The sequence below is a fragment of the Nocardia sp. NBC_01388 genome (genome assembly GCF_045040085.1).
Taxonomy (GTDB): Bacteria; Actinomycetota; Actinomycetes; order Mycobacteriales; family Mycobacteriaceae; genus Nocardia.
The window spans coordinates 798,136-817,082 of the sequence record NZ_CP109553.1 but is presented as its reverse complement, the minus strand read 5'-3'; the positions used below and the strand labels follow the sequence as shown (position 1 = coordinate 817,082).

At 65.4% G+C, this 18,947-nt stretch carries 20 protein-coding genes and 1 pseudogene; 7 read left to right on the top strand and 14 right to left on the bottom strand.

The window, feature by feature from the left end:
* Positions 1–30: 30 nt before the first annotated feature.
* Positions 31–633 carry a TetR/AcrR family transcriptional regulator gene (locus OG716_RS03810; protein WP_405136293.1) on the bottom strand — a complete coding sequence of 201 codons (603 nt, stop codon included), beginning with the start codon at positions 631–633 and terminating at the stop codon, positions 31–33.
* Positions 634–869: 236 nt separating this feature from the next.
* Here OG716_RS03810 and OG716_RS03805 point away from each other — a divergent pair, with 236 nt between their 5' ends.
* From OG716_RS03805 to OG716_RS03790, 4 genes are all read left to right on the top strand, one after another.
* Positions 870–2,246 carry an ABC1 kinase family protein gene (locus OG716_RS03805; protein ID WP_405136292.1) on the top strand — a complete coding sequence of 459 codons (1,377 nt, stop codon included), beginning with the start codon at positions 870–872 and terminating at the stop codon, positions 2,244–2,246.
* 16 nt (positions 2,247–2,262) lie between these two features.
* Positions 2,263–2,748 (top strand): SRPBCC family protein, encoded by a 486-nt coding sequence (locus OG716_RS03800; protein WP_405136291.1) that lies wholly within the window; start codon positions 2,263–2,265, stop codon positions 2,746–2,748.
* 16 nt (positions 2,749–2,764) lie between these two features.
* Positions 2,765–3,016 (top strand): hypothetical protein, encoded by a 252-nt coding sequence (locus OG716_RS03795; protein ID WP_405136290.1) that lies wholly within the window; start codon positions 2,765–2,767, stop codon positions 3,014–3,016.
* 66 nt (positions 3,017–3,082) lie between these two features.
* Entirely contained in the window at positions 3,083–3,973 is an 891-nt protein-coding gene (locus tag OG716_RS03790; RefSeq protein ID WP_405136289.1) for a hypothetical protein, read from the top strand.
* A 261-nt stretch (positions 3,974–4,234) separates the two neighbouring features.
* On the opposite strand, the pseudogene OG716_RS03785 reads toward OG716_RS03790, so the two are convergent.
* A pseudogene (locus OG716_RS03785) lies at positions 4,235–4,492 on the bottom strand (long-chain fatty acid--CoA ligase); the annotation flags it as partial.
* A gap of 31 nt (positions 4,493–4,523) precedes the next feature.
* Between OG716_RS03785 and OG716_RS03780 the strand changes: the two are divergent.
* On the top strand, positions 4,524–5,225 hold the full coding sequence (locus tag OG716_RS03780; protein WP_405136288.1) for a nuclear transport factor 2 family protein: 702 nt from the start codon (positions 4,524–4,526) through the stop codon (positions 5,223–5,225).
* Positions 5,226–5,321: 96 nt separating this feature from the next.
* Here OG716_RS03780 and OG716_RS03775 read toward each other — a convergent pair whose 3' ends face one another.
* Together OG716_RS03775 and OG716_RS03770 are read right to left on the bottom strand one after the other, a co-directional pair.
* Entirely contained in the window at positions 5,322–6,353 is a 1,032-nt protein-coding gene (locus OG716_RS03775; RefSeq protein WP_405136287.1) for an acyl-CoA dehydrogenase family protein, read from the bottom strand.
* Positions 6,354–6,363: 10 nt separating this feature from the next.
* Positions 6,364–7,500 carry an acyl-CoA dehydrogenase family protein gene (locus tag OG716_RS03770; protein ID WP_405136286.1) on the bottom strand — a complete coding sequence of 379 codons (1,137 nt, stop codon included), beginning with the start codon at positions 7,498–7,500 and terminating at the stop codon, positions 6,364–6,366.
* Between the two features lie 102 nt (positions 7,501–7,602).
* Between OG716_RS03770 and OG716_RS03765 the strand changes: the two genes are divergently transcribed.
* Together OG716_RS03765 and OG716_RS03760 are read left to right on the top strand one after the other, a co-directional pair.
* On the top strand, positions 7,603–8,481 hold the full coding sequence (locus tag OG716_RS03765; RefSeq protein WP_405136285.1) for an SDR family NAD(P)-dependent oxidoreductase: 879 nt from the start codon (positions 7,603–7,605) through the stop codon (positions 8,479–8,481).
* Positions 8,482–8,509: 28 nt separating this feature from the next.
* Entirely contained in the window at positions 8,510–8,647 is a 138-nt protein-coding gene (locus OG716_RS03760) for a hypothetical protein (protein ID WP_405136284.1), read from the top strand.
* A gap of 69 nt (positions 8,648–8,716) precedes the next feature.
* Here the strand turns inward: OG716_RS03760 and OG716_RS03755 are convergent, their stop codons facing one another.
* From OG716_RS03755 to OG716_RS03710, 10 genes are all read right to left on the bottom strand, one after another.
* Complete coding sequence (locus tag OG716_RS03755) at positions 8,717–9,334, bottom strand: hypothetical protein (RefSeq protein ID WP_405136283.1); 618 nt, start codon at positions 9,332–9,334, stop codon at positions 8,717–8,719.
* A gap of 46 nt (positions 9,335–9,380) precedes the next feature.
* Positions 9,381–10,337: an MlaD family protein gene (locus OG716_RS03750; RefSeq protein WP_405136282.1), complete on the bottom strand. Its 957-nt coding sequence runs from the start codon at positions 10,335–10,337 to the stop codon at positions 9,381–9,383.
* Positions 10,334–11,407, bottom strand: a complete 1,074-nt coding sequence (locus tag OG716_RS03745) for an MlaD family protein (RefSeq protein WP_405136281.1) — start codon at positions 11,405–11,407, stop codon at positions 10,334–10,336. The genes OG716_RS03750 and OG716_RS03745 overlap by 4 nt, the downstream gene beginning before the upstream one ends.
* Positions 11,404–12,504, bottom strand: a complete 1,101-nt coding sequence (locus OG716_RS03740) for an MlaD family protein (protein WP_405136280.1) — start codon at positions 12,502–12,504, stop codon at positions 11,404–11,406. The genes OG716_RS03745 and OG716_RS03740 overlap by 4 nt, the downstream gene beginning before the upstream one ends.
* Positions 12,504–13,496 carry an MlaD family protein gene (locus tag OG716_RS03735; RefSeq protein WP_405136279.1) on the bottom strand — a complete coding sequence of 331 codons (993 nt, stop codon included), beginning with the start codon at positions 13,494–13,496 and terminating at the stop codon, positions 12,504–12,506. Before OG716_RS03735 ends, OG716_RS03740 begins: the two co-directional genes overlap by 1 nt.
* A gap of 8 nt (positions 13,497–13,504) precedes the next feature.
* Positions 13,505–14,506: an MlaD family protein gene (locus OG716_RS03730; protein WP_405136278.1), complete on the bottom strand. Its 1,002-nt coding sequence runs from the start codon at positions 14,504–14,506 to the stop codon at positions 13,505–13,507.
* Complete coding sequence (locus OG716_RS03725) at positions 14,503–15,525, bottom strand: MlaD family protein (protein WP_405136277.1); 1,023 nt, start codon at positions 15,523–15,525, stop codon at positions 14,503–14,505. Before OG716_RS03725 ends, OG716_RS03730 begins: the two co-directional genes overlap by 4 nt.
* Positions 15,526–15,529: 4 nt before the next feature.
* Positions 15,530–16,387 carry an ABC transporter permease gene (locus tag OG716_RS03720; protein WP_405136276.1) on the bottom strand — a complete coding sequence of 286 codons (858 nt, stop codon included), beginning with the start codon at positions 16,385–16,387 and terminating at the stop codon, positions 15,530–15,532.
* Positions 16,387–17,223 (bottom strand): ABC transporter permease, encoded by an 837-nt coding sequence (locus OG716_RS03715; protein ID WP_405136275.1) that lies wholly within the window; start codon positions 17,221–17,223, stop codon positions 16,387–16,389. Before OG716_RS03715 ends, OG716_RS03720 begins: the two co-directional genes overlap by 1 nt.
* Positions 17,224–17,320: 97 nt before the next feature.
* Positions 17,321–18,937: an AMP-binding protein gene (locus OG716_RS03710; RefSeq protein ID WP_405136274.1), complete on the bottom strand. Its 1,617-nt coding sequence runs from the start codon at positions 18,935–18,937 to the stop codon at positions 17,321–17,323.
* Between the last annotated feature and the right edge of the window lie 10 nt (positions 18,938–18,947).

Genomic DNA, 18,947 nt, shown 5'->3' with positions numbered 1-18,947 from the left:
TTCGACCATGCTGCCGAAGACTCCCGGGGGCTATTTCGAGGGGGATGCGAGCGTGAGCACGAGTTGGGTGCAGGCGTTCGCGACCTCGTCGTGGGTCGCGGTCACTCGGCCGTCGAGCCAGTCGATGAACAATGTGGTGATACCGCCGTAGAGCAGGCTGACCGTCGCGGCGGGGTTGTCGCCATCGATCATGAGTGGCGCGAAGTGCCCGGCTGCGGCGAGGATGAACGGCGGTGCCGCCACGGCGAGGTTCTCGCGCAGGGTGTGGTCGGCGAAGGATTCTCGGCAGACGATGCGGACGCGCCGGGGGTCTTCCTCGAAATAGACTGCGGCAGTGACGAACAGCGCGTGCAGCTGCTGCTCGATATCGCCCTGCATGGGGTTCGATTCGACGATTGTCCGCATGTCGTCGAACAGGCGGTTCTGTACGGCGACGAGTAGTTCCTCGCGACCGGCGAAGTTCTCGTAGAAGTATCGCCGGCTCAGTCCCGCGTCGCGGCACACCGCGGTCACCGTCGTACCGGCGGCGCCTGCTGTGCCGAGCAGGTTGAAGCCGGCATCGATCAGCATCTCACGCCGATCGTTGGAGCGGTCCTCCATCGTGCTGCCCCGCCAGACGGTCGTGTATTCCATGGTCCGCATCATCCCAAACCGTCCTCCGCTGGCGCTTCTTGCGTCCTCGCCCGTCGAGGACGACTCCCTTGACAATTCGGCGTCTACGAGAACTATAGTGTTCCTATGCACAAGAACACATCTGTTCTTGTGAATTGAGAGGGCGACGATGCCCGCCGTGGATCCTTCGCCGACGTGTCGGCGCTCCGGTCGGGCGAGTGTCGAGCCTCCCAGGAATCGACCGACGAAGGATGGGCATGGACGAGAAACGGATGGCGACATCGCAGTTCGGCCGCGCGGCCCGGTTGGGCGGGCTTGCCGCGTGGTCGGCGGCCCGCTCGGCCGGAACGAAGACGGCCAATGTGGCGCGCTCGGCGGAGAACTCCGAGATCGCCGACCGCAAAGCGATGGTCGCCACCGCTGAGCGGATGGTGACCGTGCTCGGCTCGATGCGTGGCGCGGCGATGAAGATGGGCCAAACGCTCTCGATGTTCGAGTTCGGCATATTGGACGACGAAACCCGCATCGCATTTCAGTCCAAACTCGCTGCGCTGCAGGACCAAGCGCCACGGGTGGCGTTCGTGAAGATGCGCCGGGTGATCGAGACCGACCTCGGCGGACCCTTGGACACGTTCTTCGCCGAGTTCGACGAGAGCGCGATCGCCGCCGCATCGATCGGTCAGGTGTACCGGGCTCGGCTGCACGACGGCCGAGAGGTCGCGGTGAAGGTGCAGTACCCGGGCATCGAGCAGGCGGTCCGCGGTGACATGAAGAGCGTCGGTCTACTGCTGAAAGCGTTCTCGCGGATCGCACCGGGCATCGACAGCAAGGAACTGGGCGACGAGCTGATCGATCGGATCGGCGACGAATTGGACTACGAGCTGGAAGCCTCGAACCAGCACGCACTCGCCCGGGCATACAGGGACCATCCGTTGATCGTGGTGCCCGACGTGGTCGCCGACCTGTGCGGCCGCCGGGTGCTGGTGTCGGAATTCGTCCACGCCCGGTCGTTCAAGGAGGTCCTCGGCGAATCGAAAGAGTTCCGGGACCGCGCCGGTGAGATCATTGCCAGGTTCTACCTCGTCGATCCGCATCGGCACGGCCTGCTCAATGGCGATCCGCATCCGGGTAATTGCCTTTTCCTCGACGACGGCCGAATTGCGTTCCTGGACTTCGGATTCTTCAAACGCGTGTCCCGCGAGGAGTCCGACGGTCAACAGGAACTGATCCGCGCGATCCTGGCCGGCGACCGGCGCTCGCTGTTCGACATCTCGCTCGCCGCGAATGCGATCAGTAACGAACCCGGCCAGATCGACGCGTTCTGGAGTAAAGCCGAACAGGCGCTCGGCTGGCTGATGCGCGATGAGCAGGTCACGCTCGACATCGCGCAGCTCAACTCGACCATGACCGCCTACACCTCGCTCTCTGCGGTGTTCGAGACGTTCAATGTCCCACCGCGGGAAGCGGTTCGGGTCCGCGTGCTCGGCCTCGTGCTCGCTGTCCTGGGCCAGCTCGAAGCGACCGCGAACTGGCATCGCATCGCTGCCGAACTGGTCCACGACGCCGCACCGGAGTCCGAGATCGGCCACGTGGACGCCACTTACTGGGGCGATCTGCGCGTGACAGCGCACTGACGACGGACACACGCTGATGCGAACACTCGAAGGCTATGCGACAACCACACTGAACCATCCACGCGAACGGGTATGGCAGTTCATCGCCGACCCGGTCCGGGCGGTCGAATTCATGGCCGGCATCGAAGAACTCACGCCCGTCGAGCTCGACGCCGAGGGGCGCGTCACCGTCGCCGATGTCGTGGGGCGCCTGTTGATGGTGCCGGTGACCTTCCGGGTCGGCTTCGACTACTCGATGCCCAGCAAGGTCAGTTTCGGCACCGTCGGCCGGGCGATCTCGGTGCGAAAGATCGCGGGATCGTTCAGCCTCACCGATCTGCCGAACGGGCGAACTCTCTTGCGCTACGACATCTTCGGTGACCTCGGTCCGGCGGGCAGCCTGCTGCTGCGTGGACCGGTCCGCGAGCAGATGCTGCGTTTCGTGCTCCATGACCGGATTCGTGAACTGGCGCGTATCGCCCACGACGAACTCGGCCCCGATCCGAATCGAACTATTGCCTGAGAAAGGAGGAATACGCATGAATACCATGCACCTGGTCGACGAAATTATCGACCGGCCCGAAACGAAACAATTGCTCAGTCGTGCCAACGACGTCAAAGATCTCGCTTTCCGTCTCCAGGAAAGCGCTCTGGCCGTGCTCAACGTTCCGTCGGCCGCTGAATTGGACCGGCTGTTTCGGCGGGTCAAATCGATGTCGCAGCGACTCGAGCAAATCGAGGACACACTCGCCCGTATCGAGGTTGCGGTTACCGCCGCTGGGAAGAAGTAGCGACGCTACTCTCCGCCCGCAATTCACTACAGCCAATATCGACGAATAACCCAGAAGGGTAGACGCATGTCCGAAAACGACCGGATTTTCGAGTCCGTAATTCACGAAATCGGCGACGTGACCGTCAATAACACGTCACAATTCATCCTATCGGCCGTTCTGTGCACGATTATCGCGGCATTCGCGATCTACGGTTGCTACGAGTGGCGGAAAACGGGCCGACCGATCGCGCTCGTCCTGATTATCGCCGGCGCGGTCACCTCGAGCCTGGAAGCGATCACCGACGTCATCGGTCACCTCTTCATCTTCGGCGACGGCGCCCACGTGGTATTCACCCTCGCCGGACGGCCGATCCCGTTGTGGGCGTTCGCGGCCCACATAGTCGCATGGTCTGTCGTCGGGTACATGGGCTACTGGGTCGTTTCCCGCGGTGGCACGGCCAGAGAGGTCTCGATTGTCGGTCTGATCGGCACCGCCGGCAATCTCCTTCTCGAACTGCCCGCCACGAATATGGGGGTCTACGAATACTGGGGTGACCAGGGACTCAAAGCCTTCGGCACCTTCCCCATCGTGTGGGCTTTCATCAACATGGGTGGTGGCGTCATGGCCGGGGCATTGCTCGGCGCACTACCGAAAAAGGCGCTGCACGGATGGCGCGTCCTCTCGATCATCCCGCTTGTACCCAGCGCTGTCATCGGCTTCATCTGGTTCTCCGGCTGGCCGTTCTTCGTCGCAATCAACTACCAGGGCGAGACCATCACCCCGAACTACTGGATCTCCACCTTCGGCACCGTAGTCAGCATCGTGATGGCTCTGGTCTACACCAACATGATCGCGCGATTGCTGTGCAGCGCACCCGAACCCGTCGCCGCTAGAGCCCAACGCACCCCCGGTTGGCGAAGCCTCTTCACCGACTCGGCGGCCTTGCCCCGGCGCCGGAGCGCAACAACGACGTAAGGCCAGGACCGAAAGGTGGCCCCACGAGACCACCATGGCCTAGATCCAGGCCGCCGCCGCTGCACAAGACGCTGCGGTCGAGAACAGCAACAAGAAGTACGGAAAGCCGCCCCGCACGACGACCGCCCCGATTCCCACGTCGTCGGCACCTGACGCTCAGTTCCCAGCGCACGAGCTAGCGGCGCTGGGAAACCGCGCAATAAGCCGCTAGCCGTGCGGACGGGAACGCATGCTTCTGCCGATGATCGAGCGCCTGGTCGGCACAGTGCGTCGGCGCTCGTCGACCACGCGGAGGTCGCCATCGGTGTCGATGGTGACGATGTCGCCGGTGGACAGCCAGCCGTCGGCATCGATGGCCTCGGCGGTCGTTTCCGGCTCTTTGCGGTAGCCGCACATGACGATCGGTCCCCGGATCAGGAGTTCGCCGTCGTCGGCGATCCTCGCCTCGACACCGGCGAGCAGTCTGCCGACGAGAAGAACGCGCACTGTGGCAATCGATCGCGAATGCGATCGCCCTGCGCATTCCGTGCGATGCTCGCTTGTTATCGCAATGCTAACATCAGGAGTAGACGCAACCCTCCAGACCGCAAGGAGCAGCGCAATGGCGCGCATTCAAAAGTCAACGCAGCATTCGAAGTCGCCCGACCACGATCCGTCACGCATTACAGACTTTCTGGTCGAGTGCGAGAAGCAGGAAGCATTCCACGTAGAGCACGGTTTGCCTGCCCAGGGCACCGCCGGTTTCATGCGCAAGTGGTTCACGGCCTGGGAAAACCAGGACGCTGCAGGAATTGTCGACTGCTGCACCGATGACGTGTTGTTCGTCGATCCTGGTACCGGCGGTCTGCAGGCGGGTAAGCAGACGCTGTTCGCGTACACCGAGAAGTTCCTCGAGGCCATCCCCGACCTCGTTTTCTACCCACAGCCCAACGTGCTTCCGTACTGGGACTTCTACGGGGGTCAGCGCCGGGTGACGATGCCCTGGAATGCCATCGGGTGCTTCACCAACACCCTCGCCCTCCCGGACTGGCCCGCGCTGTCGGCGACCGACCGCAACCTGAACTTCGTCGGCATCGACCGTTACCTCATCAACGACGATCTGAAGATGACCCGGTGCGACACCGACTACGACCTGGTAGGGATCCTCCAGCAGTGTGGCCTGATGCCGAATCTGCTGCACCCCTCGATTCGTGGTGCGGTGGCATTCCAGCGCGCGGTGTCGCCGCTACTGCGCGCATTCGCGCCGAAGTAGGGTCCGCGCGGCAAAAGCTGTCGAGACCGAGCGGTGCGGAACCAATCGGTTCCGCACCGCTCAGACGCACCAGGACAAGAATGCCCGAGGCAGTTCTCAGCCAACCCGGGCCGCGACACGTTGGCGCGCAACCAATTCCGCGATCCGAGCGCGGTGGAAGGCGGTGCCGCCGAGCGCACGCGCGTCGAGGACGGCCCGGGAGAAGTACCAGTGCGGTTCCGATTCCCAGCTGAAGCCGAACGCGCCGTGCATCTGCACCGCGGCGGCGGTGACCGCCCGGCCCGCTTCGGAGGCAGCGGCCTTCGCCATGGACGCCGCCAGAGCGAGCTCCTCGGGGGAACCGTGATCGGCGGTCCACGCCGCGTAATAGGTTGCGGAGCGAGCGGATTCGGTGTGGCGAAGCATATCGGCCGCGGTGTGAGCGATGGCCTGGAACGATCCGATGGCGGAACCGAATTGCTTGCGCTGCTTGGCATAACCGACGGTCAGGTCGAGCGCTGCCTGGCAGACGCCCACCAACTCGGCCGCCACCACGATGGTCGCGCGATCGACCGCTCCGGCGACATCTCCCGTCAGCGCCGCACCCTCGCGCACGTCGGCATAGGCGTATCCGCGCGTTGTGTCGACCACGTCGAGCGGGGTGATCTGGGCCTGCGCGCGCTCCGCGACGAGGCCCGCCCGCCGGGCCGGGTCGATGATCACCAGGACATCGGCGGTGACGGCGTCGGCGATGGCCTCGCGATTGCGGCCGGCTCCACCGAGACCCATTGCGCCCGAGACTTTTCCGGTGGCGAGGCCGCTCAACCAGCGCTCGGACTGCGCACCGGAACCAGCGTGGGTCAGGGCCAGGGCCGCGGTCACGGTGCCGAGCAGCGGCGCGCCTACGCAGGCGTAGCCGAGTTCCTCGGTGAGGATGGCGAGTTCCACCAGCCCCAGTCCCTGGCCGCCGAAGTCCTCGGCGACGGCGATACCGGCCCAGCCCAATTCGGCGAGTTCGGACCAGAGCGCGTGGTCGAAACCGCCTCCCTCGGCCGCGCGCCGCCGGTGCTGTGGATTCGCGCGGGCGGTGAGCACCGCGCGGGCGGTCTGCTGGATGTCGCGCTGATCGTCGGTGAAATCGAATCGCATGCCCGGCTCCTCAGTGCGCCTTGGGAAGTCCGAGCACACGCTCGGCGATAATGTTCTTCTGCACCTGGGTGGTGCCGCCCTCGATGGAGTAACCGAGCGCGCGCATGAGCTCGAAGGACCAGGGCGAATTCGCCCGCAGTGCTTCGGTTCCCAGAATGTCGACGGCGAGATCGGCGATCTGCTGCGCGGTTTCCGACCACAGCCATTTGCCGATCGATCCTTCGGGCCCCGGCGCTTTGTTGCTCTCGACCGCGGACAACGCCCGCCAGGCGACAAATCGCAGCGTCTCCACACGCAGATACAGCTCGCCCAGACGGTCTGCGATGCGCGGATCGCGGATCGCGTCGTTGTCGATCGCCGCGTCGAAGAGGTCGTCGATCTCATTGCGCAACGTGGCCTGCAGCGCGAATCCGAGCCCCGCGCGCTCGTTCATCAGGGTTGTCAGAGCCACGACCCAGCCGTTGTTCACCTCACCGACGCGGTTCGCGTCGGGAATGCGGACCCCGTCGAGGAACAGCTCATTGAACTCGCACTCGCCGGTGATCTGCCGAATCGGCCGGATATCGATGCCCGGCTGTTCCATATCCATCAAGAAGAAGGTGATCCCCCGATGCTTCTTGACATCCGGATCGGTGCGCGCCAGCAGCATGCACCACTTGGAGTAGTGCGCGAACGACGTCCACACCTTCTGCCCGGTGATCACCCAGTCCTCGCCGTCGCGCACCGCCCGGGTGGTCAGCGAGGCCAGATCCGATCCCGCCTCCGGTTCCGAGAACCCCTGGCACCAAATCTCTTCCGCGGACATGATCGGCGGCAGGAAGCGCGCCTGCTGCTCGGGGGTTCCCCACGCCATGATCGTCGGTCCGGCCAACATGAGCCCGACGCCGTTGGCAAGCAGGGGCGTGCGCGCCTTCGCGAGTTCCTCGTAGAAGATCGCCGTTTCGGTGTACGTCGCGCCGCGACCGCCGAATTGCGCGGGCCAGTGCACCGCCGCCCAGCCGGCGTCGTTCAGGCGGCGCTGCCAGTCCACCCGCTGCGCGAATCGCGCGGTCTCGTCGCCGGGCACCGGGCCTGCCGAATTCTCGGTCAGCCAGGTGCGTACCTCCGCCCGAAATGCTTGCTGCTCGGGCGTGAATGTGAGATCCATACCGCCAGGCTAGCTAATTAGCTCTATGCTAACAAGGTGTTAGGCTGGTTCGGGAGCACGCCCCGAACAGGGCGCATCCCGACGACGATCAAGGACGAAACAATGCGGTTTCCTGCCATTCCCGGCGCCAACCTGGTCGGCTTGGGCGGTCCCGGCCCCACCGAGTTCAACGGCAAGATCGCGGTGATCACCGGTGGCGGATCCGGAATCGGACGCTCGACGGCGCTGCTGCTTGCGCGTCTGGGCGCGACCGTGCACGTGGTCGATATCGCGCGCGCCAATGCCGAGGCGGTAGCGGCCGAAATCGTGGCCGCAGGCGGTAAAGCAAGTGCGCACCGGGTCGATGTCGGCAGCGCCAAAGGGGTCGAAACCCTGGCCGAGACGGTTTACGAGGCCGACGGCCGGGTGGACATCCTGTTCAACAATGCCGGTGTCGGACTTCAGGGTCCGGTCGAGTTGACCACTCTCGACGAGTGGAAGAAGATCATCAATGTCAATCTCATGGGCGTGGTGCACGGCGTGCATTTCTTCGTGCCCCGCATGCTCGCCCAGGGCGGTGGCGGCCACATCGTGAACACGGCCTCCATGCTCGGCCTCTACGTCTGGCCCGAGTTCGTGCCCTACGCCACCTCCAAGCACGCGGTCATCGGTCTCTCCGAGGGACTGGCCGCAGAGCTGGGCCCCAAGGGCATTCATGTCTCGGCCATCTGCCCGGGTGTGGTCAATACCCCGATCCACGAAAGCTCCCCCATCCACGGCGATTTCGCCGATCGCCGCGACGAGGTCGCCAAGTGGATGAACCGGGTGGGCATCGGCCCGGAATCGGTGGCCGACGCCGTCGTGGAGGCGATCATCCACCGCCAGCTGATTCGCCCGGTACCCCGCATCCAGGTGCAGCCCGCCTGGGCGCTGCGCCGCATCTCGCCCCGAGCCAGCGGCGCGGTGGGCCGCATGGTGTTCGGTCTCGTCAAGCCCAAGTAGACGCCGAATCCTGTCCAGGAGAAGAACCATGGCAATCACCGAAGAATCCGCTGCCCGGCAACGATTCCCGATTCCCGGCATCCGGCTGCTCAGCTTCTCGCGCAGCGATATGAGCATGAAGATCGTTCGGCGCGCCATCGCGCTGCTGCACGGTCACAACCGCTGAGAGTGATCAGAAGTACGGGCCCGCACCGGTTTCGGTGCGGGCCCGCCTTTCGTCGCAGTCATGCGCATATCACTTGATGGGGAATGCGCCGTCCGCGCCGCCGACATCGGTGATCTGCCAATTGTTGTTCTTGTCCACGGTGATCGAGTAGGTGACCGTGGTCTGGCCGCCCTGCGGGTTCTGCGCGCTGGTGGAGGTGACCTGGAGGAACGCATTGATCTTGTAGACGCCGTTCGAGGACGAGGTCACCGCCGCGGTGATGGGTGTGGCCTTCGAGGTCCACTGCAAGGGCAGCAGGATCTGGTCCAGCTGAGCGGATGTCGCATCGAACTTGCCTGCCAGGTTCGGTGCGGTGCCCTGCTTGAGATTGCCGTACCAGGTTTTGGTGTCGTGGTAGTCGACGGTGGCCGCGCGCACGGAGTAATCCAGCGCGACCTGCTGGGCGTGCGCGGTGTCCGCCGCCGCCGCGTCGCGATCGGCGAGATCGCCGTGGGCGCCGAAGTACAGCACGGCGAAAGTGCAGGCGACAGCGGCAAGTACGGCCATCGCCGTCGCGGTCAGCAACTTCGGCAGCGATACCGACAGCTGCCGGGCGGGGGCGCGGCGCGGGGCCGGGTCAACGGTCGGATCAACGTCGCCGGAGCCGCCGTCGATCTCTGACTCTTGTTCTTTTGCAAGCGTTTTCATGATTTTCCATTCCCGGCCGCCGACGGCGCCGTTATGTGCTGCGGATCTACTTGACCGTCAACTGCAGGTGCACGGTCCCGTCCTCGCCGACCGCGCTCAGCGCCTGCGCGATGAGCGCACTGATATCGATCCCGCTCAGCGCCCCCTTTGCCTCGGCCGCCATCGGTTGCAGGATCGGCACCAGCGGTTGCATGCTCGGGCCGATCCGATCCAGGAAGCCGTTGAGCTGGCTCAGGAACGGCACCAGGCCGTCGCCGGACAGATAGTCGGAGGGATCACGGCGCACCGCGACCTTCGAGGCCGCCGAGATCGCCTGATCCAGGCGGGTGCCGAGGGTTCCCCATTCGGGGCCGGAGGTTTGCAGGGCCGGACCCAGCCAGGAACTGTCGCCGCCGACGGCCTGCAGATCGGTCAGCAGCTGCCGGAGGGTATCGGTGCGGCTGAGAATCGCGGCGGCCAGCAGCTTGGTCGATTGTTCCAGTCGGGGAATATCGGATTCCGTGCCGCTCACCGATTTGCCGACGGTATCGACCAGTGTCGCAATGGCTTTGGGGTCGAGCTGGCTGACCAGCTCCACAATGCGCGCGGACATCTGCGGAATCGACACCGGCGCCGGAACGACGCGGGTGTCGAGCAGCTGGTTATTGCGCAGGTACGGTCCGCGATCATCGGCGGGCGCGAATTCCACATAGGGTTCGCCCAGCGCGGACAATGCCTCGACGCGGACCATGCTGGACACCGGCACCCGGTACCGATCGGCGAACCGCAATTCCACGTCGACTCCGCCGGCAACCTTGCTCACCCCGGTCACCGACCCCACCGCGACACCGGTCAGCAGCACCGGCGTCCCGACGGCGAGGCCACCCGAATTCGGCAGCACCATCCGCACATTCGTGTATTTCGCCAGCGGATCGAGCTGCAGCACCCCGACGGCCAGATACGTACTGCCCGCGACGAGCAGCACCACGATCGCACCCAGCGAGCACACCGACCGGAGCTTCATCGGACCGCTCCGATCATGCGCAGGGTCTGCACGATGCGATCGGTCTGCACGCCGACCGGCATGTCCGGCGCGGCTCCTGCGACCTGTATTCCGGTGACGTCGACCTTGGGTCCGAGCCGGCCGAACGGAATCAGCTTGTTCTGAATGAGATCCACCAACTTCCGCAGATTCGACGGCGCGTTCACATCCAGCGGATTGCCCGCGAAGAGCACCGGGACGACTGCGCGCGCGGTGCCGTCGAGCGATTGCACCAGCGGCGCCAGCCACAACGCCTGATGCGCCAGCGGACCCGTGCCGGTCAGAATGAAGATCACCTGAACCACCGAGTTGATGACCGCGGTGACCCGCTGCACCCCCGCCTCGGTGAGCAGTGCCTGCAACTTCTCCCGGTCCTGCAGGACCATGTCGGTATTCGCCTGTAGCCCGTCGATGACGCTGTCCACGGAGGTCAGGTTCGAGGACACATCGGTCAGGTCCTGGCCCAGCACCCCGAACATGCGGGCGGTCTCCTGCGGGTCCGCGGGCAGTACCTGGTTCAGCTGCCGCACGATGTCCTGGAAGCTGGAGATGGTGCCGCCGTTCACCGCCGCCGCCAGGCCCGACATGGTGTCTTCGACCTGGGTGGCCGGTGTGGTCTGCGAACGCGGCACCGTGTCACCGGATTTCAGGAAGGGCCCGGCGCTGCCCGGTTTTGCGGTGAGCGAGATGTACACATCACCGAGCGGGGTGGCCTGCCGCAATTCCGCGGCGGTGTCGACCGGCAGTCGCAGGTCGTCGCGAATGGCCAGGTCCGCCACCACGAATCCGGGACTGCCACCCCGCGGATCGGCGATCCGCACGCCGGTCAGATTCCCGACTTCGACGCCATTGGCGATCACCTTGGCGCCGGGCGGCAGATTCAGCGCATTCGCGAACTGGATATGCAGGTTCATCTTCGCACCGGAGACGGTCGCACCCGGTACCGGCACGGCGGCCGGATCGAACCCGCAGGCCCCGGCCGCGCACAGCGTCGACAGGGTGAGCGCGAGCGCGATGACGCTGCGGCCCATCAGCTTTCGACGCCGCATCATCGCGCCACCACCGAGGCGAGTACCAAACTGCTGAGATCCATACCGGCCAGTCCGCCGGCCGGATCGGGGCAGGCCCCCGGGCTCAGCGCATTCAGCGCCGAACACACCTGCCCCGCAACCGGTTCCGAGAGTTGTGTGTGTGGTGCGGTATAGCTGAGGCCGAGCCGCCCGCTGACCGGATCGGTCGCCTGGGTGAAGGCTCCAGCGAATACCGGCAGCATGCCCAGCAGTTCGCGCAGCGAGCTCAGGCCCGCGCCGATCAGCTGTGGCAGATTCTCGACCGAATCCAATGATCGCAAGCCGGGACCTGCCAGTTTCGTAATGTCATTGAGCGCGGGCAGCAGGTCCGCGGCCTTGTCGAGCACCTCGATGATCGGCGGCAGGGCGACATCATTGATGTCATACAGCGTGTCGGTCAGCCTGGTCATCAGAGAGCGGATGTCCGACCAGCCATTGTTGGCACTGCGGCTGATCGAGGCCAGCGCGTCGATCAGATCGCCGAGATGGCCGATGGCAGCATCGGGCGAATTCAGTGCGGTGCCCAGACCGCGCACGATCTGATTGATCTGATCCCCACTCGATGCCGTGGCCGCGCTCAATGCCCGCAGGCCGCCGTTTATCGCGCCCGACTGATCCGGGTCGTTCGCGCCATTGAGTTGATCGGCCAGCCGCGAGAGGGCGGTGAAGGTTTCGGTGAGGCTCTTGGGCGTCACCGTCTTGGTGATGCAGTCCGACGAATCACGCCGCACCGCACCGTCATCCGCGCCGACGACGGCCAGCCGCCGGTCTGCGATCAAGGTGTCCGAGAGCGTGGTCGCGCCCGCGTCGGGCGGCACTATGTGCTCGGCGGACAGCTCGAATTCGACCCGCGCCTGCGCCCCGGCCGGGGTCACCCGGGTGACCTGCCCGATCGGAACGCCGCGCACGGTCACCGCACTGCCCTTGTACAACCCGATGGCGTCGGGCATGAGCGCGCAGTAGCCGCGCATCTCAGGCTTGTCCTGGACTATCCGGAAGCCGACAGTCAAGGCGACTACCACCAGCACAATCATCGAAAAGGAAAGGAGCCCGCGCGAACCCAGCACCTTGTTCAGCATCAGCACTGCCTTCCCGCCATCGGAATGCACGGCGCCACGGCGAGCGGCGCCTGATCGGACCCGGCGACCAGCGGTGTGAGCGTGTGGCCCAGATCGGTGAGGGCACGCAGGAATTGGTTGAAATCGGCGCTGATCTGCTGCAGTTGCGGGATGCTGTCGCGCAGCTGCTGCACCAGCGGAGCCAGCGAGGTATCCCATTCTCGGCCGAGCGGAGCCAGCCGGTCCAGCACCGCGGCCAGATTGCGCAGTGATGCGCCGACTTGGGCGATATTGGTCAGGACGAGGTTCTCGACCACGTTCAGGGAGTTGATCGCCTGCGCCAGCACGGGTTTCGCCCCATCGATCGCGGTCACGTACTCGTCGGCGACCTTCAGCGTCCGTGAGACGTCCGCGTTCTGCCGGTTCATGATCGACACCATGCTGTCGACCGCGGTGACGGCCGTGCTCACCGATTTCGGGCTGCTCGCGACTGCGCTCTGCAGAGCCGCGAGGTTCTGGCGGAAGACATCTCCGTCGATGTTCTCGATCGGTTTGACGGCATCTTGGAAGACCTCGGTCAGGCTGTAGGGCAGCACGACTCGATCGGCGGCAATGATCGCCTTGCCCAGCGGCTCGTCCCCCGCCGGGATGAGCGCGACATAGTGTCCGCCGACAATGGTCAGCATGCGCACGGCGAGCGTCGACTGCGTACCCACGAAAACCCCGTCGTCCACCGTGAAGGTCATCCGGACGCTGCCCGGATGCAGCAGCAGCGATTTCACCTTTCCGACGGTCACCCCGGCCACCCGGATCTCGTCCCCGGAGCGGACGGCTCCGGCATCGGTCATATCGGCGGCGTACGTGTGCACACCGGTTTGCACCACGAAGGCGACGCCGACGCCTGCCAGCATGATCAGCACCGCCGACAATCCGGCGATCCCCCACCGCAGGTCGGACCAGCGCGGCTGCCCCGCCGGGCGCGGCGCCGCGAGAGCCCGCACCCGCTCTCGCAATGTTCCCCTTATGGGTTGCACAGTGAAACCCCCTGTCCCGCAATGAGTATCTGGAATGGTGCGGGTGTCGGCAGGCTCCCGTGCGAACACGAGAGGTCGGCGCCGGCGTGCGGCACCGCCGCGGCCAGTGACTGCAGCAGCGCGGGCAGGCTCTTCAGCACGTCACTCGCCTGCGCCCGGTCCGGGAACGCGGCGTTCAGCGTCGCGGTCAGATTCGGATTGGGGTCGCCGTCCAGACCGATCTGATTCAGCAGGTCCAGCGCCGGAACCAGCACCGGCGGAATGGTCAGGCCGAAATCGACCAGCCCGCCCAATTTTTCGGCGAGCGTGGTGAACAGCGCGGTCAACTGGGTGACCAGGGCGGTGGCCGCCCCCGACCGCCCGCCGATCTGCTCGGACACCGCGGAAATATTGTTCACCAGCGCGGAAATGACCTGCTGCCGGTCGACGGTGTAGGCGCTCAACTTCTGGATGGCGTCGAAGGCCGGGCCGATCCCGGTGCCGTCGCCCTGCACCACCGCGAGCAGGCTCTCGCCGAAATGGTTCAGATCGGCGGGCGAGAGTTCGGCGAGCACCGGCTGCAGGCCGTTGAACAAGGTGGTGATGTCGAAGGAGGGCACCGTGTGCTCGGGGCCGATGACCTCGCCCGAATGCCGTTGCGTGCCAGGGCCGTCCGGCTGTTGCACATCGATGTAGCGCTGCCCGGCGAGGTTCTGGTAACGCACCGCGAACTTGGTGTTGTCGTAGATCGGATGATCGCGGAGCACGGTGAGACTCACCTCGGCGCGCGCGTCCTTCAACACCAACTTCGATACGGTGCCGATCCGCACCCCGAACATCCGGATGTCGTCACCGGACTTCAGACCATTGGCATCGGTGAAGACCGCGGTGTAATGGGAGGTACCGCCGCTCAACGGCCGTTCGATCGTGCGCGACACTCCGAAGAGCAGCAAAGCCATTGCTGCGGCGAAGACTCCGACCCGCAGCAGCAAACCTGAGATCGACTTCATCGCACACCCCCCGCCGCAAGCACGGGAACCAGGCGCAGGTCGACGGCGAGTGTGGGACCACCGGGCGTGGGACGGAAGGACCGATCGAGACGATCCAGCAGTTCACCGAGATCAGCCCCGGTGCGGGTGGGAGCGGGCACGGTCTGGGTGATGGCGTCCAGGATCGGCACCAGCGCCGCGGCGTGCTGCGTGAAATTCGCCCCACCGGTGCCGAGCACGGTCGTGATCCCCGGCACCAGATTGTCTTTGACCATCGCGATGGTGGCGTCGAACTCTTTGTGAGCGGCATCGGACCGCAAGTCCGTATTCGTGTACGCGCCGTACAGCAGCTCCACCAATCCATTGACCGTGCTCGGCAATCCGGCAAGCGAGTCGCCCAGCTGCGTCAGCAGATACGACGTCGGCAATTTCTGGGTGTCGGCGACAGCGCGCACCGAGACGACGATGGCCTGAATCAGCGGCGTGAAGGCGTGCGACTCCCGGGCGACCATGGCCAGCACGCTCGCCAGCTGTGGTGTCAGCACATCCTGGGTCAGCTGCCCGATGGATCGCAGCAGGCTCGAGATGGTCGCATCGACTACCCGATTCGCCTGATCACCGGTCAGATCCACCACGGTGTGATCGGCAAGCGCCGCCCCGCCCTGACCAGGTAGCAGCTCGATCTCGCTGATACCGAACAGGTTTCCCGGCGCGTAGTCCACATGCAGTGCGTCGGTGAGCCCGAACAACTCGTTCCCGCGCAGATTCAGGGCGACCCGCTGATAGCCCGCGGGCTCGGCATTGATGGATTCGACCGCGCCGACCTTGATCCCGTCCAGGCGCACATCGGTACCGGTCTCTATGCCGGGACCGACCTGCTCGGTGCGCAGTACGACCCGCAGCGTGCCTGGGTCCGCGCCCGTCGCGACCAGCCGCGATGCGGTGACCGCGAGCACGGTCACCACGACCGCGATCACACCGGTCAGCCGCGCCCCGCGCTGCCGCACCTGCACACCGGGCATTGCGTAATTGAGTGGCATCCCCTCACCCCGTGAACGTAATCGGGGTGCTGAAGCCCCAGAGCAGGATTGTCATGACCATGTCCAATGCGATGATCGCCACCAGGCTCGCGCGGATCGCCCGGCCCGAGGCCGCGCCGACCCCCTCCGGACCGCCGGTCGCGAAAAACCCCTGATAGCAATGAATGAGAATGACCGCGACAGCGAAGACCAGCACCTTGATCACCGCGGCAAGCACATCCCAGGAGACGACGAACTGCGTGAAGTAGTGCTGGTATACGCCCGCCGGTTCGCCGTGCAGTGTGATGACCACCAGTCCCGTGGCGGCATAGCTGAGGATCAGGGCGATCAGGAAGGTCGGCACGATGGAGACCGCACCGGCGATGACGCGGGTGGTCACCACGAACGGAATCGACCGGATGCCTAGCGATTCCACCGCATCGATCTCCTCGGAGATCCGCATGGAACCGATCTCGGCGGTCATCCGGCAACCTGCCTGTGCCGCGAATCCCACGCCGGCGGCGATCGGCGCGAGCTCCCGGGTATTGGCGAAGGCGGAGATGAGCCCGGTGAGCTGTCCGAGAGCGACCAGGTCCAGCGCGCTGTAGGCCTCGATGCCGATGGATGCCCCGACCGCCGCGCCCATCACCATCATGACCGCCGCGGTGCCGCCGCCCACGATGACCGAGCCGCGACCCCAGGTCATATCGGTGATGGTCACCATGGTCTGCGACCGATAGTGCTTGAGCGTCAACGGAATTGAAGAGAGAACCTGCCAGACGAAGGCGAGTACGAAGCCGATCTGATCGAACAGGGCCCAGATCCGGACCCGGCGGTGCAGCTCGTAGAGCGGACGCAGCAGCGGCGGAACGTAGGTGGCCATTACGCCAGCCTGGTGGGCAGGAACATGGCGACCACCTGCGTGATCAGCACATTGATGACGGCGATGGAGACGACCGAGAGAATGACGGCGGCATTGACGCCGTCCGCGACGCCGCGCGGACCACCGCGCGCTTCCAGCCCGCGCTGACACGAGATCACCGCGACCAGCAGGCCGAACAAGACCGACTTGATCAGTGACACCCAGACATCGGTCATGGTGGCGAAGGATCCGAAGGAATTCCAATAGCTGCCCGGGGTCACACCCAGCGCCACGATCGCGACCACGTAACCCGCCACCACGCCGACGGCGATGATCAGGATATTCAGCAGCGGCGCGATCATCACCATAGCGAACACCCTTGGTACGACCAGTCTTTCGATCGGATCGATACCCATGACGCGTAGCGCGTCGACCTCTTCCCGGATGGTGCGCGCGCCCAGATCGGCCGCTATGGCCGCCGCGCCCGCACCGCCCAGCAGCAGACCGGTGGCCAGCGGCGCGCCCTGCTTGATGACACCCAGTCCACCGGCCGCCCCGATCAGCGAATTCGCGCCCAGTTGATGGACGATATTGCCCACCTGCGCCGAGACGATAACGCCGAACGGCACCGCCATCAGGATTCCCGGGATCGCCGTCACCGTGATCAGGAACCACGCCTGCCCCAGCAGCTCCTTGATCGGCAATCTCCCCCGAACCAGGTCCACCGCACCGACTCTCGCGGCTTCGGCGCCGACCCGCATGGCGCGGCCGTAGGTTTCCAGACCCGATAGCACGGTGCCGGTGAAGTTGCCCCGCAGCACCGCCACGGCGGTCGGTCTCGCATTCAGTTCCGGCATTGTTCCCTGCCCTCCGGATTGCCGGCGCGGTCGCCCTGATTCCCCGAATACCGCGCCGACGAGCCGAATGTCGAAATACTATGAACGAAAATTCTTGTCAGGCACGATGTTCGGCATCGCCGGTCAGAGTGGTCAGCTCTCGCTTGAGCACCTTGCCCATGGGATTTCGGGGCAGTTCGGTCACGAAAATGACGTCACGCGGCGATTTGTACCGTGCGAGTTGGTTTTTCACGAAATCCCGCACCGTATCGGCATCGATTTCCTGCCCGGGAATGCCGACGACGAAGGCGCGCAGTCGCTGCCCGAATTCTTCATCCGCGACGCCGATGACCGCTGCCTCCGCGATCCCGGGATGGGTGACGAGTAGTTCCTCCACCTCACCGGGAAAGATGTTCTCGCCGCCGGAGATGACCATTTCATCGTCCCGGCCGTCGATGAACAACCGGTTCGCCGCATCGAAATGCCCGAGGTCACCGGTGGCCAGCATGCCGTCGATAATCTCTTTACCGCCGCCGCCGGTATAGCCCTCGAACGGTGCGGTCGAGGCCACGAAGATCCTGCCGGTGACTCCGGTCGGCGCCACCCGGCCCTGCTCGTCGAGGATTCGTACGCGGGCGCCCAGGGCAGGTTTGCCGACCGTGGTCGGCGCGGCACGCAGATCACTCGGTGTCGCGAGCGTGCTGATGGAAACCTCGGTCGAGCCGTAGAGGTTGTAGACCACATCGCCGAGCAGCCGGGTCGCCGTACCGGAAACCTGTGCGGGCAAACGGGATCCGGCGCAGAACACGATGCGCAGCGCGGACAGATCATGGGCGCCGACCGCCTCGTCGCCCTGAGCCACAATGCGCGAGAGCATGATCGGCACCAGGCAGACCGTGGTGGCGCGGTAGCGCTCGATATCGGCGAGCACACCGGCGGCGTCGAAGCGCCGACGCAGAATGAGGGTGGAGCCCAGGCTGATCGACAGCAGGGCAATGACCAGGCCGGTGCCGTGAAACAGCGGCGGGGCGACGACCGTCGCCTCCCGCGAGCGCATGGGCAACCGCTCGAGCAGGCCGCCGGGAATGGTCAGTGAACGCGGATCGGGGCGCGGGGCGCCCTTGGGCAGACCGGTGGTTCCACTGGTGAGCTGCACCAGTCGTCCGGGCCGGGTCGGGGGCGGCGGCATCAGCGGACTCGCGGTGGCACTGAGCCCGGCGATCTCATTCGCGGCGGGATCATCGACCGCGCAGGCGAAGCGGCCGCGCGGTGCGGCGATGGCGGCCGCGATATCGGCCAGATCGGCATCGAAAACCAGCAGATCCACGCCTTCGCGGGCGGCCACATCCGCGGCCTGGCGCACCGAGAATCCGGTATTCAGCCAGACCGCTGTCATACCGGCGCGGGATGCGGCGAAGGCCGCGATCAATGGCCACCGATGATTGCGGCACAGAATTCCGAGCACGTCGCCGGGGCCGAATCCTCTGTCCCGCAAGGTATTGGCGAGACGATTGACGGCCTCGTTCAATTGATCGAAGCTCAGTTCACCGCCGTCGTCGACAATCGCCGTTCGCGGTCCGTGCCGCAGCGCGGCAATGCGCGGCGCGGCGCCCACCGGGCCGTATTCCGACATGGTCTGCGCGACCACCTGGAGCCGGGCCGGACTTTCGATCGCCAGCACGCCGGCCCGAAGCAGGGCCCGGGCAGCGCGCAATTCCAGCCATCCGCTGTACACCCCTCGCCGT

Excerpts from the sequence above, each read along its gene's own strand:
- OG716_RS03810 (WP_405136293.1), bottom strand. The coding sequence starts at position 633 with ATGGAATACACGACCGTCTGGCGGGGCAGCACGATGGAGGACCGCTCC.
- OG716_RS03805 (WP_405136292.1), top strand. The coding sequence starts at position 870 with ATGGACGAGAAACGGATGGCGACATCGCAGTTCGGCCGCGCGGCCCGG.
- OG716_RS03800 (WP_405136291.1), top strand. The coding sequence starts at position 2,263 with ATGCGAACACTCGAAGGCTATGCGACAACCACACTGAACCATCCACGC.
- OG716_RS03795 (WP_405136290.1), top strand. The coding sequence starts at position 2,765 with ATGAATACCATGCACCTGGTCGACGAAATTATCGACCGGCCCGAAACG.
- OG716_RS03790 (WP_405136289.1), top strand. The coding sequence starts at position 3,083 with ATGTCCGAAAACGACCGGATTTTCGAGTCCGTAATTCACGAAATCGGC.
- OG716_RS03780 (WP_405136288.1), top strand. The coding sequence starts at position 4,524 with ATGCTAACATCAGGAGTAGACGCAACCCTCCAGACCGCAAGGAGCAGC.
- OG716_RS03775 (WP_405136287.1), bottom strand. The coding sequence starts at position 6,353 with ATGCGATTCGATTTCACCGACGATCAGCGCGACATCCAGCAGACCGCC.
- OG716_RS03770 (WP_405136286.1), bottom strand. The coding sequence starts at position 7,500 with ATGGATCTCACATTCACGCCCGAGCAGCAAGCATTTCGGGCGGAGGTA.
- OG716_RS03765 (WP_405136285.1), top strand. The coding sequence starts at position 7,603 with ATGCGGTTTCCTGCCATTCCCGGCGCCAACCTGGTCGGCTTGGGCGGT.
- OG716_RS03760 (WP_405136284.1), top strand. The coding sequence starts at position 8,510 with ATGGCAATCACCGAAGAATCCGCTGCCCGGCAACGATTCCCGATTCCC.
- OG716_RS03755 (WP_405136283.1), bottom strand. The coding sequence starts at position 9,334 with ATGAAAACGCTTGCAAAAGAACAAGAGTCAGAGATCGACGGCGGCTCC.
- OG716_RS03750 (WP_405136282.1), bottom strand. The coding sequence starts at position 10,337 with ATGAAGCTCCGGTCGGTGTGCTCGCTGGGTGCGATCGTGGTGCTGCTC.
- OG716_RS03745 (WP_405136281.1), bottom strand. The coding sequence starts at position 11,407 with ATGATGCGGCGTCGAAAGCTGATGGGCCGCAGCGTCATCGCGCTCGCG.
- OG716_RS03740 (WP_405136280.1), bottom strand. The coding sequence starts at position 12,504 with ATGCTGAACAAGGTGCTGGGTTCGCGCGGGCTCCTTTCCTTTTCGATG.
- OG716_RS03730 (WP_405136278.1), bottom strand. The coding sequence starts at position 14,506 with ATGAAGTCGATCTCAGGTTTGCTGCTGCGGGTCGGAGTCTTCGCCGCA.
- OG716_RS03725 (WP_405136277.1), bottom strand. The coding sequence starts at position 15,525 with ATGCCACTCAATTACGCAATGCCCGGTGTGCAGGTGCGGCAGCGCGGG.
- OG716_RS03720 (WP_405136276.1), bottom strand. The coding sequence starts at position 16,387 with ATGGCCACCTACGTTCCGCCGCTGCTGCGTCCGCTCTACGAGCTGCAC.
- OG716_RS03715 (WP_405136275.1), bottom strand. The coding sequence starts at position 17,223 with ATGCCGGAACTGAATGCGAGACCGACCGCCGTGGCGGTGCTGCGGGGC.